This is a genomic window from Bacillus pumilus (assembly GCF_003431975.1).
Classification (GTDB): Bacteria; Bacillota; Bacilli; order Bacillales; family Bacillaceae; genus Bacillus; species Bacillus pumilus_N.
Window position 1 is genome coordinate 3,147,907 of sequence record NZ_CP027116.1, and the last position, 14,976, is coordinate 3,162,882.

The window sequence follows — 14,976 nt, forward strand, 5'->3', positions numbered from 1 at the left end:
GAATACTTCATGACAATATGTCAAATTATATAATACTTATTCATAGAAAAAAAGCAAGGTGCGCACATTGGTGAAAAGCACCTATTCATCTGCCTTTTGTCTATGCCCTTTTTTCCCTTGATCTTATCATAATCAAACATTATGGGATAATGATGAGAAGAATATGTGAAATTGTGAAAAAAGCGTGTGATTGTTGACACGCCGCCTTTATCTCCCGTTATAATGACGTTGAGAGGATGTGGAAGACTTTGTCGTACACCATTTATTTAGTTGAAGATGAACAAAACTTAAATGAACTGTTAACCAAATATTTAGAAAGTGAAAATTGGAATGTCTCCTCTTTTTTAACCGGAGAAGCGGCACGCGAGGCAATGACCAAGCCACCGCATCTGTGGATTTTAGATATCATGCTACCTGATACAGATGGCTACACACTCATTAAAGAAATCAAAGCCGCCTCACCTGACGTACCGGTCATTTTCATTTCAGCACGCGATGCAGATATTGATCGTGTCCTCGGCTTAGAACTGGGGAGCAGTGACTATATCGCAAAGCCATTTCTTCCGCGTGAGCTGATCATTCGGGTGCAAAAGCTGCTTGAGCTTGTGTATAAAAACAGCGATACTCCGCAGAAGCAAAGCGTCACATCCGTTTCCTCCTATGTCATTCATGAGGATGTAAGAGAAGTGTATGAAAGCGATCAGCTCATCAACTTAACTTCTAAAGAATTTGACTTGCTGCTCTTATTTACCCATCATCAGGGACATGCTTTTTCTCGTGAAGATATCCTCATCAAAATTTGGGGACATGATTACTTCGGGACAGATCGTGTGGTCGATGACCTTGTCAGACGGCTGCGCAAAAAAATGCCCGACTTAAAGGTCGAGACCATTTATGGGTTTGGCTATAGGATGTTAAAGGGATGAAGAACAAACCGCTCGCTTTTCAAATTTGGGTCGTTATCTCTGGCATTTTGCTCACAATCTCGATTGTCCTGATCATCCTATTTTCCAATACATTACGTAACTTCTTCACAAATGAAATTTATAAAAATATCGAAAATGAACAACAGGTGCTCACAGAATATCCGTTGAACCGAGACGGCACGCCAAAGTCGACACCGGAAAACCGCTCGGTGCAGCACATTCTGATTCCATCAGATGAATTAAACCAAATGGCGCAGTTTTTCCCGCATGCTTTTATTGAGAAAATCCAATCTTTTGTGAAAAAACAAAAAAGCGCAACGAAACGCTATTCTGAAGAGGTGAATGGCCAGCACATCTTTTTTGTCATCAAAAAAGTATCAACAGGCAATACACAATACATTCTTCTCTCTTACGCACCAGACTCTTATCGAGACGACCTGTCCTTTACTCTGTTTAAACAGCTGATCTTTATCTTGGGCACTGTTATTTTATTAAGCTGGATTCCATCGATTTGGCTTGCCCGCTACTTATCCCGTCCAATCGTTGCGTTTGAAAAGCACGTCAAGCGGATTGCACAAGAGGACTGGGACGATCCTGTTATCGTTGACCGGCAAGATGAAATTGGAAAGCTTGGTCATACCATTGAAGAAATGAGAAAAAAGCTCATTCAAAAGGATGAAACAGAACGGACTCTTTTGCAAAATATATCACATGATTTAAAGACACCAGTCATGGTCATCCGCGGCTATACGCAGTCGATTAAAGATGGTATTTTTCCTAAGGGAGATCTTGAACAAACGGTGGAAGTCATTGAAGGTGAAGCGGAAAAGCTTGAGAAGAAAATCAAGGATTTGCTGTACTTAACAAAGCTTGATTATTTATCAAATCAACACCACACACACTCTTCCTTCCTACTCAGTAATACGATGCTGGAAGTGGTCGACCGAATACGCTGGTCGAAAAATGAATTGCAGTGGAACGTGGACTTAGATGATGAGGCTGCTCTTGAAGGCGATCCAGAACAATGGAGCAAATTATTTGAAAATGTACTAGAAAATCAACTTCGCTACGCAAAAAAGAAAATTGATATTCATTTGAAACAGGAAGAGGATCAAATTCGCATTGTCATTCGCAATGACGGTCCTCCAATTGAAGAACATATGCTATCCAACCTATACGAACCTTTTAGTAAGGGAAAAAAGGGCGAATTCGGTATTGGATTAAGCATTGTCAAAAGAATTCTCTCCATGCATCAAGCGTCTATATCCATTGAAAATGATGATCTAGGTGTACGTTACACGATCACGGTTCCAAAGAAGAGACTGTAGGTTTTTGACCGCAGTCTTTTTTAGATGAATGAATACCCATTGAAATCACGGTATGTGGCTTTGATTTTCTTGCCAGCTTGATACATCCATTTCTTTTCAATGGTTGTCTCTTTTGGCATTTTAACTTTTTCTACTTGAATCCCTTTTGTTCGCAAGCGTCTCATCATATCATCGATTTCTCTCATGGAACATCATCCTTTCACATATTTTGACCAGTTGGTCACCTTACTTTATAATATAAAGAATTACACTGTAAAAAACAAGTTACAATCTGATTAATTTTTGAAAACTTTCGTCGTTTATGACCGATAAGTCACATCTCTTTGCGCACGTTTCCTAAGACATTTGTCTCTCGGTAAGAAAGGATGACATTCATATTGAAAAAGAAAGAAAAAATGATCATTGAGGCTGGCATGAAATTATTTGCCAGCAAAGGCTACAATACAACGTCTGTTCAGGAAATTGCGGATGAATGCCACATGTCAAAGGGTGCTTTTTATCTTTATTTCAAGTCAAAGGAAGCACTGCTCATTTCAATCTTGCATTACTATTACGATAAGGTATTTACCCGGATTCACGAGGTTCAAACAGAGGGCGGCACACCAAAGGAAGCCTACCGTAAGCAGCTTACTGTCTACTACGATAATATTTTACAGCAAAAGGATTTCATTAAAATGCAGCTGAGCGATCGAGCACTGCCGTTGAATGAAGAAACGCAGCAGCTTGCAAAACAAATCAGACTCGCCACCATCCAGCTTCACATTGACAACATTAAGCAGGTATACGGAGATGCAGCAATCCCTTATATGGCCGATCTTTGTTTGACGATTGAGGGCATGAGCCACGTTTATTTCGAGCTTGCAATTTTATATGATTTTCAACTGGAGGCTGAGGAGCTAGCCGCAACAATGATTCACCGTATCGATGATTTGATGGACGGTATGATGGGGCGACATGATCAGCCGCTTATCTCTGTAGATCAAGCGAGCGATTGGTTTGGTCCTATTTATGAACGGTCATTCGATCCGCTGACAGAATCTCTTTTAAAAGATTTAAGAGAACAGGCCGAAGCACAGTATGAAGTAAAAGACGAGCCTGATTTATTTGAAGCACTCGGCATTTTAGAAAATGAATTAAACAAACAAAAACCTAGACAAGTCATCGTGAAAGGCATGCTGTATCAGTTAAAATTATACGCACCGCTCAAAACCAACTCTGAATCACTTTTGCGTATTTTGAAAGAGGATCATTTGTAAAACCCAAGGAAGCCCCCTGGGGTTTCATTTTGTTCAATACTTTCAATGAAAAAACCAGGGGCAGCCGCCCCTGGTTTCTTATTTTGCTTTTGGTGTCACCATGTCTTCTGGTTTCACAAATTCTTCAAACTGCTCTTCTGTTAACAGCTCTAATTGAAGTGCTGCTTCTTTTAACGTTAATCCTTCTTTGTGAGCAAGCTTTGCAATTTTGGCTGCATTTTCATATCCGATGTGAGGGTTAAGTGCCGTCACAAGCATCAATGAATCGTTCAAGTTTTTCTCGATTGTTTCTAGGTTTGGTTCAATTCCAACTGCACATTTGTCATGAAATGAATTCATGCCGTCAGCAAGTAATTCAACTGATTGCAAGAAATTATAAATAATAACCGGCTTAAATACGTTCAGCTCAAAGTTTCCTTGGCTCGCGGCAAAACCGATTGTTGCGTCATTCCCCATGATTTGTGCTGCGATCATTGTTAAAGCTTCGCTTTGAGTTGGATTGACTTTACCTGGCATAATGGAGCTTCCTGGCTCATTTTCAGGAATGATCAATTCACCAATTCCACAGCGCGGACCACTCGCAAGCCATCTCACATCGTTGGCAATTTTCATGAGATCAGCCGCAAGCGCTTTTAGGGCACCGTGTGCATACGTAATTTCATCATGGCTTGTCAGCGCATGGAATTTGTTTGGTGAAGAATTGAATGTTTGACCTGTTAATTGGCTGATTTCTTCCGACACGTATTGACCAAAGTCAGGATGTGCGTTAATTCCTGTACCAACAGCCGTTCCGCCAATTGCAAGCTCTCTCATTTTTTCAGTTGATTCTAGAATCATTTCTTTTGAACGGTCCAGCATGTACACCCAGCCGCTAATTTCTTGACCTACTGTCAGTGGTGTTGCATCTTGCAAGTGCGTACGACCGATTTTCACAATTTCTTGATATGCTTTTGCTTTCTCATCAAGAGTCGCTCTTAATTGATCAATCGCAGGCAATAATTTTTTGTACACAGCTAAAACAGCTGCCACGTGCATAGCAGTTGGGAATGTGTCATTTGAGCTTTGACTGCGGTTAACGTCATCATTCGGGTGAATGCTGAACTCACTATTTTTATCTTTCAAGTAAGCAGTTGCTCTATTTGCAACGACTTCGTTCATATTCATGTTACTTTGTGTCCCGCTGCCTGTCTGCCATACAACAAGCGGGAAATGCTCGTCATACTTTCCGCTGATGATGTCATCACATACAGCAGCAATTGCTTCTGCTTTTTCGCTTTCAAGGTTGCCAAGACGTTCGTTGGCAATCGCTGTGCTACGCTTCAAAATTGCAAACGCATTCACAACTTCCTTTGGCATTTTCTCAGAACCGATTTTGAAATTTTCTTTGCTTCGTTGTGTTTGTGCACCCCAGAATTTATCCTTTGGCACCTTGATTTCGCCCATTGTATCTTTTTCGATTCTAAATTCCGTCATTATGTATCCCTCCATAGCTTCTATACACTCAACTCTATTCTATACAAAAAATGAAAATCCTTTAAGCGTTTTCAATTAAAATTTTATCTTTATTTTAATTTTAGTTCAATATAAACGCGAACATCTTTCGAATATTTGTATTTTGGGTTCGTTTTTCCGTAATCTTTTGATGTATATGTCACTTCATAATGCTTGTCAAACGACTGTAGAATACGGTCAATCTCCTCTTTTGTTCCTGCTAAACGAATTTGCGCCATCTTGTTTCCTCCAAAACCCTCATTCTTTCTTTTACCACAAAATAATGTAACACAGAATATTGTTTTTTCAAGCAGGTAATGCTAAGAAAAAGATGTTGAGGCGGGTGATCCTTTTGAGTCAGACTCCATTGAAAGAGCACTTATACGATAATCTTTCCATCATTCTCCCGCAATTAAAGGAAATGGATGATTTGGTCCATGAGAAAAAAACATTACCTCACGGACAAGTGGTTTACTATTTATACATTAAAGAAATGAACGAAGAAATGCAGTTCCAAACCTTTTTAAAGCTGCTTCTCCAAGATCATTCGTCTCTTACAAAAGAAAAGTTGGAATCTAATTTATCCATGATGACCACCCGTTCAGTAAAAACCTGTGAGGAATTGGTCGATGCGATTTTTCAAGGTCATTGCGTGGTGCTGATTAACGGATTTCAACATGCTTATATATTAGAGACAAACGGAACGAAGAAACGTAGTTTAGGGGATGCTACGTCTGAAACAGTCGTGAGAGGACCCAAAATTGGCTTTATTGAAGATTTAAATACGAATTTAGCTCTTGTGAGACAGCGCTTAAAAAATCCTGATCTCAAAAGCGTCGATATGAAGATTGGTCTACAGAAATACACCCAGGTGACCATCATGTACATTGACGGTATCGTTCAAGTACCTGTGTTAAAAGAAGTTAAAAAACGGCTCAAGCAAGTCACCGTTGATGATATACAAGACTCTGGTGTTCTTGAGGAGCTCATTGAAGACAATGTGTATTCTCCTTTTCCACAAATTCAAAACACAGAGCGCCCGGATAAAGTAGCGTCTGCTTTAAATAATGGCCGGGTCGCCATCTTTGTCGATCATTCCCCTTTTGTGCTCATTGTACCTGCTTCCCTTGCGGCGATTATGCAATCACCGGATGATTATTATGAAAGATGGATTGCCGCCTCTCTTATTCGTTTACTACGGTTTACTTCAATCTTTCTGACATTATTTTTATCTGCCATTTATATTGCGCTTGTGTCGTTCCATCAAGGTCTTTTGCCAACCACTCTAGCTATTTCGATCTCAAGCACAAGGGAAAATGTCCCCTTTCCGCCAATTGTCGAGGCTCTCATCATGGAGATGACGATTGAGCTGCTGCGGGAAGCGGGCTTAAGACTGCCAAATCCGCTCGGTCAGACAATCGGACTTGTTGGTGGGGTTGTCATTGGACAAGCTGCCGTTCAAGCCCATATTGTCAGCTCGATCATGGTGATTATTGTCAGTGTCATTGCACTTGCTTCCTTTACCGTTCCTCAATATGGAATGGGCATGTCCTTTCGTGTGCTCCGCTTTGTATCCATGTTTACTGCGGCTACCTTTGGTTTATATGGGATTGTGCTGTTTATGCTCATACTCCTTACTCATCTCACGCGGCAAAAAAGTTTTGGCACACCGTATTTCTCACCAGATTTTGTATTCAGCTATAAAAACGAAGACAATTCCATCATTCGATTGCCTTTAAAAAATCAAAAGAAAGGAGAACGACATGGTCAATCATAAAGAGTCAATATCAAGCTATCAGGCAAGCGCCATTATTACCAATACAACACTAGGCGCAAGTATGATGATTCTGCCAAGATCGATGGCTCAGGCTGCGACTACACCTGACGGCTGGATTGCACTCTTACTTATGAGTGTCATTTACATAGTGTTTATTTTTGCAAATGTCCTCATGATGAAAAAAGTCCCCTTCTCCTCTTATTATGATTATACGAACGAAGGGCTTGGGAAATGGCTTGGCGCTCTTGCCAATCTCTTGATTATTATTTATTTTCTTGGCGTCGCCAGCTATGAAGTACGCGCGATGTCGGAAATGGTCAAATTCTTTCTGCTTCAAAACACGCCAGTAGCTGTGACAATGATCAGCTTTATTGTGGTTGGGTTTTATCTGGTGATTGGAGGAATTGGTGATTTAGCGCGGCTTTTCCCTTTTATACTGATTATGACGCTCATCATCTTATTTGTCGCTTACGGACTTAGTCTTCAAGAATTTAAGTTAGATAACCTCCGTCCCGTATTAGGAGAGGGATTCTCCCCTGTCTTCAATTCCTTTAATGCATCCGCCATTTCGTTTGTCGGCATTGAAATGATGCTGTTTATGCCTGCTTATTTGAACACACAAAAACATACCTTTGCTTATGGGACAGTCGGCTTTTTAATTCCAGCGATTATTTATATTTTCACTTATATTCTTGTGATTGGTGCGCTGACTGTCAAAGAAACGGCGACTTTGACTTGGCCGACCATTGCCTTATTTCAATCTTTTGATATTCAGGGGATTTTTATTGAACGAATTGACTCCTTTTTGCTTATTGTTTGGCTCATTCAACTTTATACAAGCTTTGTCGGATATACATTTTTCGCTGCAATCGGGGTGTCTAAACTGACCAAGTTTCCTAAAAAAGTGGTTCTCGTTTTAATGGGGATTGCCATTTACTTTGCAGCGATTTTTCCAAAGGATGTCGATACAGTGAGAGATTATTTAACCTATGTGAACAACCTCTTTTTCCTGCTGTTCGGCATTCTCCCGTTTCTCTTATTTATCATCGTGTTTTTCAAAAGGAGGCGGAAAACAACATGAAAAAGAAAGCCGCTCTTGCTCTTTTGACGCTGGTTCTATTAAGTGGCTGCTGGGATAGCACAAATATTGAGGAGCTAAACATGGCGATCGGATTTGCAGTAGATAAAGGGGACCAAGGGCATAAATTAAAGGTGTCTATGCAAGTCCTCGTGCCTCAAAAGATCTCTCAGGAAGCAAGCATCAAAGATCCTACGAAAATCATTGAAACAAATGGGGATTCGGTGCATCAAATATTCCGCACAACGGCGCTGAAAAGCCATCGCATTTTCGCACAGCAGCTGCGGGTGTTTTTGTTTTCTGAGGAACTCATCAATGAGAATAATTTCGACCTCGTCATTAATCAATTCATTCGAGACAATGAAACGAGGAGAGGAGGCCTCGTCTTTATGACAGAGAAGCCTGGGGACATGCTGAAAATCAATGACGACGGCCAGCCAGCCTCTACGACCTTATACGATCTTTCTGAGAATAGAAAATCGACCATTCGCATGCTCAAGGCTGTCTCATTAGGAGATATTTCTTCTGCCATGCAAAACAATGTATCTTTCGCTATTCCGAAAGTCAGCGTCGATCAAGGTAAATTAATGCTCGATGGTGCCTCTATTATTAAGAATAAGCGATTTCTCACCAATATTTCTCCGTTAGCAGTACAGTCATACAATCTGTTAACTGGAGACGGGATGGGTGGAATCATTGAATTTGAATATCAACACAGCATCTACTCTTTTGAGATTTTCAAACTCAAGCACCATGTCGAAACTCACAAATCCGCCAGCGGAAAATATCAATTTGATGTGTCAGTGGAGCTTGATGGACGATTGTCTGAGGATTGGAATGAACGTGAGAACTCTTTTGATGAAAAGTACCTCCAAGAAATCGAAGGCGTTGTAAAGCGTCGATTAGAGAAAAACGTAAAAAATTTCATCGGTGAATTACAGCATGAGTTCAAAGCAGATATTTGCGGGTTTTATCAAAAGGCGAATATTGCGTACCCGAAGGACTTTCGAAAAGAAGCAAAACATTGGGATGAGATTTTCAGTGAATCAGATATTCGATACAAAGCAAATGTGAAAATCCGTGACTTCGGGACTAAGGGCGCAACACAATCCTTATAGAGTATGTTAAAATGGTAAGAAAAAAAGGGTGTCAATCATGAAACGAGCTTTACTTTCGGCCGGCATTCTATTTTTGATTCTAGGAATACTCCTGTTAGTCGTTGTATTCATGCAATCAAAAGAAGATTTCTTCATTGAAGCCGACAGCTTTTCGAGCACATTTTTGATCGTGATCTATTATGGACAAACCCCTGCACTCCTTCTGATTGGAGGCGGTTTATTCATTGGACTTTCACAGATCATTGGTTTGCAGGAGAAAAAAGCAGCAGTGGCAAAGGAGAGCGTAAAGCTATTATCCGAGATGAAGAAAGCCCTGGAAGATAAATCGGCCGAGGAGCAGGAGGCTTTTCCAGTTCCTGAGCTCCATCAACTATCCGAACGTCCGATCACAGGACAGAAGGACTAATTTCACGCATGTTCTAGCAGCTTTCATTTGAAAGCTGTTTTTTATTTTATTGAATCAGCTTATGGCGATGCGCATACACAGCCGCTTGCGTTCGGTCTTCTACATCGAGTTTGGAAAGAATGTTGGTAATATGGGTTTTCACCGTTTTAATGGTAATAAATAGTTCCTCGGCAATGACTTTATTTGATTTACCATCGGCAATCAGCTTCAAGATTTCCATTTCCCGTGCTGTTAAGGCATCGTGAAGGATGGACCCATTTGAGGAATGACGGAGCTTATTCATGACCTTTCCAGCCACTTTTGATTCAAGTCTTGGTTCGCCGATACTTGCAGATCGAATGGCATCAGCAATTTCCCCTGCCTTGGATGTTTTTAACAAATAGCTTAAAGCACCAGCCTCAATGACCGGATAGACTTTATCATCGTCAATAAAGCTCGTCAGAACGATGATTTTGGCATCGTCAATTTTTTGGCAAATTCTCTTCGTTGCTTCGATGCCATCCATTCCTTCCATGACAAGATCCATTAAAATCACATCTGGCTTTAATTCAACCGCTAGCTCTACACCTTGTTGTCCATCTGACGCTTCACCAATGACTTCAATATCAGCCTGCGCCTCTAAAAAGGCAGCAAGCCCCATTCTCACCATTTCGTGATCGTCGATTAAAAGCACTCGAATCATCGAACGTTCTCTCCTTTTCCTTCATCAAAAATAGGAACCTTCACATCAATTTGTGTTCCTTTTCCTTCAAATGACATAATCTCCGCGACACCGCCTACTTCACTTGTTCTTTCACGAATCGATTCAAGCCCATAGGAAGCTGTCTTCACATGATCTGTTTGAAAGCCGATCCCATTATCGATAATCTTCAGCTGAACTTGCCGATTTCGGATGAGCAGACGTACTGTCACCTTTGTTGCCTTTGCATGCCTGAACACATTTGACAGGGCTTCCTGTACAATTCGGAAGAGGTGATCCTCTACTCCTTTTGAGAGCGGTACATCATCTTCTATTTCCCAATCAATATCAATCGGCTGCTTTGCTTGAAATTCATTTAGGAGTTCAATCAAGCCTTTTTTCAAGTCTTTTCCTTCAAGGGTGATCGGTCTGAGATGAAGCAAAAGCGCACGCATTTCATTTTGTGCATCGCCAGCCATTCGTTCGACTAGGCGCATCTGCTTTAAAATCTTTTCATCGTTTTCCTTCATACCTTCAAGAATCGCAGAGGTCATCATTGAAATCGCAAACAACTGCTGGCTGACCGCATCATGCAGTTCTCGCGCCAGACGTTGACGTTCTTCTGACACGACTGATTTCTTCATTTGCACCTGCCATTCCGCTCGCTCATTCGAGAGCTTTTGCAAAGAGGCTACTTGCCCTTCCACTCGCTTCGCCATTTCATTTAATTGATCGGCCGCTAAGCCAATTTCATCGTCACCAAGAGACGGCAGTCTGTATGCAAAGTTCCCATTTTCAAACTTTAAAATCGACTCTACAAGCTGATCAAGACGCTTTTTATGCTGATAGCCAAATACATGTGAGGCAGAAACCCCAATGGCAAGACTAATGATCAGTAAAATACAAAAAAACGGGATGCCGAACCAGCGGGTAGAGAGGAGAATCATCGGATCAAGCTGATAATAAAAAAACATGGGCAGCATCGTCATGATGACAACACCAAGCGAGATCCCTACTCCAAGACGAATAGATTGCCACTGGATACCTAGATGGAGTCTCCTCATAAGTATCTCACATCCACATCTCCGATCAGTAAAGAGATGGAGATTTTCACTTTTCGTTTACTCTCATCGTAATTGTCGGTCATCACATACACTTTACTGCCGAATCCGCTTCTTTTTTCATCTATGATTTTCATATCACCGATCGCGGCTGAAGCACTCACACACACTTCAATATCCTGCGGTACGTAAATATCCACGTCTCCAATGAGCCCGCTAATCACGATCGTACTTTCTTCTTCTGCGATGATCGCCTTGGATAAGTCGATTTTGACATCCCCGATAAACCCTGAAATCGTCAAATCACTTAATTGAAACGGTTTTTTCATCAGCCTGACTTCACCAATAAAAAAGTCATGCTCTTTGCGCGGCTTTGTCTGGCTCTTTGTTTTCTTTTGCTCGCCCTCTTTTTCAAGATTGACTTTCAGAGATGGCTTACCGCCCTCCGGTGCTTCCTTTTTATCGACATCAAAAACGGGTTTGTTTTTCAATAAGCGATAGCCGGCATATATCAAAAAGGCCGCAAATAAATACCCTGTGAGACTAAACGTAATATTGAGCAGGAATTTTAAAAAGAGAAAGCCGGCAAAAATATAGGAAACTGAACCGAGCCAACGTTTGGATCGTGAGTGCAGCCAATAGCCCGCAAGCGCAAAAAACACAGGCCAAAACAAATCGGCTCCGATCCCAATAATTTTGAGAAATAGATTAATACCAAAAATCACGACAATGATGCCTAAAATTTGATTCCTTGAAAAACGCAGTTGACTCGCCTCCTTCCTTTCTTTCGTTCTTTACCGCAGCTTGAGGTTTCCACTTGTCATCTCAATATCGACTAAGTGTGTCCCTTTTCCACGCGTGCCTTTAAAGCCTCGACCTTCACTATCTGCTTGATCAAATTGATAGGAATGATCGACACTGCCGCTTGTTTTTTTCACTTGAACGTTGAAATCTCCTTCATCCGGCAGGTTAAATTTTGCGCTGCCTGATGTCATTTGAAAGGAGACAGGTGACGTAATAGTATCAAAGCTTGCCGTCAATCTACCACTCGTCATGCCTAGCTGCAGTTCTCCTTTAACATCTTTAATATCGGCACGGCCTGAAGTTGTCCCAATATCACTATTTTTCGCATCAATGTGAGACACGGAGAGCCTACCGGATGTCGCTTTGATTTCTACATTGTTTGCTGAGAAATTCTCGGCTTTGAGGTTTCCGCTTGTTGATTTGAGCGTCACATCTTGAAGAGACAGCTTCCCTTCGCCATCCATCTCGCTGACCCCGGTTCCACCCGTAATCTTCACATTTTTATGATAATCTGTTGGAATTTTAACTAAGAGTTCTCCTTTTTCAAATGAGGAGAAAAACAAGAATCCTTTTTTTTCAGCACGGACGTTGAATGTACTGCCCGTTTGTTTTGCAAACATTTTCCCTTTTCCACCTACGACCATCACGGAAATATCGGAACGATCTTCAGGCTGAACCTTCACACGAAATCCAGAAAGAGAGACATCTAATTGATCCACCTCACCTTTTTTCGCTGAAGCTGTTGTGACAGCTTTTTCACGGGAGAAGCTTAAATGAAAGAGATCTTCATTTTTGAAGAGCATCCCAATCATTAAAAAGACACCTACAATTATACAAATTAGACCGATTAACCGCTTCATTCATACCATCCCTTTATCTTCTGACCTTTTCATTATAAGGAAAAGCGAAACAGAAAGAAATCAAATATCGGAAGAAAAAACCTGCTTTTCTTCCGATTTGACATCGATTTCTTAGTTTGCTTGCTGTTCTGGCTTCTTCTCAAGCTTTAGCTTCTGCCATTCTTTTTCAACTTCATCTGCATAGTCTAGATGAGCATATGCCCCTTGATCAGCAAATTGTGCATAGCTGCCCGCTTTTGTTTCCATTTCTTCAATACGATTCTCCATTCGAAGAAATTCCTTATATGCACTTTCACTGTCTACTTTATTCATGGATTCGTTCATATGCTGCTTTGCCTGTGCGGCATTTGCTCTTGCAATGAGTGCCTGCTTCTTGTCTTTAATATCACGCAGCTTCGTTTCTAATTGCTGCAATTGCTCTTTCAGCTCTTTTAATTGTTTCACAGATTGCTGGTAGGCTTCCTGATATTCCTGGTGCTTTTCTTCAAAATACTTCATTTCTGTGAGCGCTTTTCGTGCCAGCTCTTCTTCTCCTGAATGAAATGCCAGCTCAGCTTGTTTCTTTCTTTTATCAGCAAAGGCTTCCGTCTCTTCTGCTTTGCGCAGGAAACCCTGCTGAATCGTTTGCTGTTTGATGATCGCGTGTTTTGCTTTGGCGATATCGTCCTCCATATCACGAACGTACTGATTCAACATGACACGCGGATTCTCTAATTTATCTAAACCTTCATTGACCGTTGCAACAAACATATCTCTTACTCTTCTGAATACCATTTGATATTCCTCCTCTTATTTTTTCTTTAAAAAATCTTCCCATTCTTGATCAAATGACGTGTGAATCGGTTCATCCATTTTCGGTGCCGTGTTCGGCTCCATATATGATCGACTCGACGATTCTTTTGCCTGTTCACCATTGATCATCGTCCAGCCAAAGTAGAGAAGCCCTCCAGCCAAAGCAATTCCAAAAATAAATGGCAGAGATTGCACGACGATCAGTACACCAATGACTGCTAGAATGACACCGAAAGTTTTGCTGCCTTTCTCATATTTCTTTACACCTACATAGATGAGCCACGCCCCAATCAGAATCGGGATCAGCCCTCCGATCGAACCACCAAAGAAGATGGATAGACCGACAAACATGAATATCGAACCGATGATGGTTTTACTTGTTAATTTCATCTTCATGCCTCCTTTCTTGCTCCTTGCTTTAACTATAGTCAAAAAAGAAAGCTGGCAAAACGTGTCGCAGATTGATCTTTCATTGCGACCAGAGTCGTAACTTCACTCAGACTGTGCGTTAGAACCCAATAAAAAAGCACTCTTCGAATGTGAAGAGTGCTCAGAATATTGACAAATGGCTAAAATGATCTTGATTTTAGCCATTTGTCTTCTTTTCAGCGTGATAGAAAACCTTTGAAGTCTAGAAAGGCCGAGTACTGGCGCGGAGCGAATTTGACATTCGTGAGCACCAGCACGCAGGACTGACAAAGAATGCGAGGGTTTGACTACACGCTGAGCACTCTTCGAATGTGAAGAGTGCTTTTCCTTATTTAGACCGAAACACGTCTGCGCTTCGTTCATATTCAACATCCGCATCACCGAGCCGATGATTCACGATCCGGGCGGCTGCAAATAAATAGTCAGAGAGCCGATTTACATATGTGAGCGCAACCGCTGGAATCTCTCCCTGCTTCGCAAGCGTCACCATATGCCGCTCTGCTCGTCTGACGACTGTCCGCGCCACATGTAAAAGAGCAGCGCCTTCCTGGCCGCCTGGTAAAATAAACTTGGTGAGCGGCGTGGCTTCTTCTACATAGACATCCATTCTTTGCTCAAGGACGGCTACAGACGCTTCAGTTAATTTACCTTCTTTGTGTGGTTTGACTGTTGCCAAATCTCCGCCGCAATCAAACAGCTCATGCTGTATGACCGTAAGCTCTGACAGAATGTCTTGAAACAATTCGCCATGCTGACGTAAATTTGCATGTGCAAGTCCAATAAAGCTATTTGCCTCATCTAACGTGCCGTACGCCTCTACTCTAACATCATCCTTGTCGGCTCTCCCGCCGATCAAGCCGGTTTGGCCTCGATCCCCTGTTTTTGTATAAAGTTTCATCGGTGTTCCCCCTTTTCCATTGCTTTGTCCTTTTAGTATACCCTGAAGTGGAGGGGTTGTATTTGTTTTGCTA

At 41.5% G+C, this 14,976-nt stretch carries 17 protein-coding genes; 7 read left to right on the top strand and 10 right to left on the bottom strand.

Annotated elements, in window-relative coordinates:
* Nucleotides 1-248: 248 nt before the first annotated feature.
* Together C5695_RS16410 and C5695_RS16415 are read left to right on the top strand one after the other, a co-directional pair.
* Nucleotides 249-926, top strand: a complete 678-nt coding sequence (locus C5695_RS16410; RefSeq protein ID WP_117731609.1) for a response regulator transcription factor — start codon at nt 249-251, stop codon at nt 924-926.
* Nucleotides 923-2,254 carry a sensor histidine kinase gene (locus tag C5695_RS16415; protein WP_117731610.1) on the top strand — a complete coding sequence of 444 codons (1,332 nt, stop codon included), beginning with the start codon at nt 923-925 and terminating at the stop codon, nt 2,252-2,254. Before C5695_RS16410 ends, C5695_RS16415 begins: the two co-directional genes overlap by 4 nt.
* A gap of 20 nt (nt 2,255-2,274) precedes the next feature.
* Here C5695_RS16415 and spxO read toward each other — a convergent pair whose 3' ends face one another.
* Nucleotides 2,275-2,439 (bottom strand): anti-adapter protein SpxO, encoded by a 165-nt coding sequence (gene spxO / locus C5695_RS20690; protein WP_095285802.1) that lies wholly within the window; start codon nt 2,437-2,439, stop codon nt 2,275-2,277.
* 192 nt (nt 2,440-2,631) lie between these two features.
* Between spxO and C5695_RS16420 the strand changes: the two genes are divergently transcribed.
* A complete protein-coding gene (locus C5695_RS16420) occupies nt 2,632-3,510 on the top strand; it encodes a TetR/AcrR family transcriptional regulator (RefSeq protein ID WP_117731611.1) in 879 nt (292 codons plus the stop codon).
* Between the two features lie 78 nt (nt 3,511-3,588).
* Here C5695_RS16420 and fumC read toward each other — a convergent pair whose 3' ends face one another.
* Nucleotides 3,589-4,983: a class II fumarate hydratase gene (gene fumC, locus C5695_RS16425; RefSeq protein ID WP_117731613.1), complete on the bottom strand. Its 1,395-nt coding sequence runs from the start codon at nt 4,981-4,983 to the stop codon at nt 3,589-3,591.
* A gap of 89 nt (nt 4,984-5,072) precedes the next feature.
* The gene (locus C5695_RS16430; protein WP_003213147.1) at nt 5,073-5,240 is read right to left on the bottom strand and encodes a YvzF family protein; all 168 of its coding nucleotides are present in this window, start codon (nt 5,238-5,240) and stop codon (nt 5,073-5,075) included.
* A gap of 113 nt (nt 5,241-5,353) precedes the next feature.
* On the opposite strand from C5695_RS16430, the gene C5695_RS16435 reads away from it, so the two are divergent.
* From C5695_RS16435 to C5695_RS16450, 4 genes are read left to right on the top strand one after another with little or no spacing between them, the layout of a single operon-like run.
* Nucleotides 5,354-6,778, top strand: coding sequence for a spore germination protein (locus C5695_RS16435; protein ID WP_117731615.1), 1,425 nt, complete (start codon nt 5,354-5,356; stop codon nt 6,776-6,778).
* Nucleotides 6,765-7,859 carry a GerAB/ArcD/ProY family transporter gene (locus C5695_RS16440; protein WP_117731617.1) on the top strand — a complete coding sequence of 365 codons (1,095 nt, stop codon included), beginning with the start codon at nt 6,765-6,767 and terminating at the stop codon, nt 7,857-7,859. The genes C5695_RS16435 and C5695_RS16440 overlap by 14 nt, the downstream gene beginning before the upstream one ends.
* Nucleotides 7,856-8,974, top strand: coding sequence for a Ger(x)C family spore germination protein (locus C5695_RS16445; RefSeq protein WP_117731619.1), 1,119 nt, complete (start codon nt 7,856-7,858; stop codon nt 8,972-8,974). Before C5695_RS16440 ends, C5695_RS16445 begins: the two co-directional genes overlap by 4 nt.
* Before the next feature lie 37 nt (nt 8,975-9,011).
* Nucleotides 9,012-9,380: a hypothetical protein gene (locus C5695_RS16450; RefSeq protein ID WP_117731621.1), complete on the top strand. Its 369-nt coding sequence runs from the start codon at nt 9,012-9,014 to the stop codon at nt 9,378-9,380.
* Between the two features lie 46 nt (nt 9,381-9,426).
* Here the strand turns inward: C5695_RS16450 and C5695_RS16455 are convergent, their stop codons facing one another.
* The 7 genes from C5695_RS16455 to C5695_RS16490 form a co-directional block, all read right to left on the bottom strand.
* Nucleotides 9,427-10,062 (bottom strand): two-component system response regulator LiaR, encoded by a 636-nt coding sequence (locus C5695_RS16455; RefSeq protein WP_117731623.1) that lies wholly within the window; start codon nt 10,060-10,062, stop codon nt 9,427-9,429.
* Nucleotides 10,059-11,123, bottom strand: coding sequence for a two-component system sensor histidine kinase LiaS (gene liaS / locus C5695_RS16460; protein WP_117731625.1), 1,065 nt, complete (start codon nt 11,121-11,123; stop codon nt 10,059-10,061). Before liaS ends, C5695_RS16455 begins: the two co-directional genes overlap by 4 nt.
* Nucleotides 11,120-11,884, bottom strand: a complete 765-nt coding sequence (gene liaF, locus C5695_RS16465; RefSeq protein WP_233230874.1) for a cell wall-active antibiotics response protein LiaF — start codon at nt 11,882-11,884, stop codon at nt 11,120-11,122. Before liaF ends, liaS begins: the two co-directional genes overlap by 4 nt.
* A gap of 30 nt (nt 11,885-11,914) precedes the next feature.
* The gene (gene liaG, locus C5695_RS16470) at nt 11,915-12,784 is read right to left on the bottom strand and encodes a LiaG family protein (RefSeq protein WP_117731629.1); all 870 of its coding nucleotides are present in this window, start codon (nt 12,782-12,784) and stop codon (nt 11,915-11,917) included.
* Between the two features lie 111 nt (nt 12,785-12,895).
* Nucleotides 12,896-13,558 carry a stress responsive protein LiaH gene (gene liaH, locus C5695_RS16475; RefSeq protein WP_117731630.1) on the bottom strand — a complete coding sequence of 221 codons (663 nt, stop codon included), beginning with the start codon at nt 13,556-13,558 and terminating at the stop codon, nt 12,896-12,898.
* Between the two features lie 15 nt (nt 13,559-13,573).
* Nucleotides 13,574-13,966, bottom strand: a complete 393-nt coding sequence (locus tag C5695_RS16480; protein ID WP_117731632.1) for a hypothetical protein — start codon at nt 13,964-13,966, stop codon at nt 13,574-13,576.
* 367 nt (nt 13,967-14,333) lie between these two features.
* Nucleotides 14,334-14,903 (bottom strand): cob(I)yrinic acid a,c-diamide adenosyltransferase, encoded by a 570-nt coding sequence (locus C5695_RS16490; protein ID WP_117731634.1) that lies wholly within the window; start codon nt 14,901-14,903, stop codon nt 14,334-14,336.
* Nucleotides 14,904-14,976 lie beyond the last annotated feature (73 nt).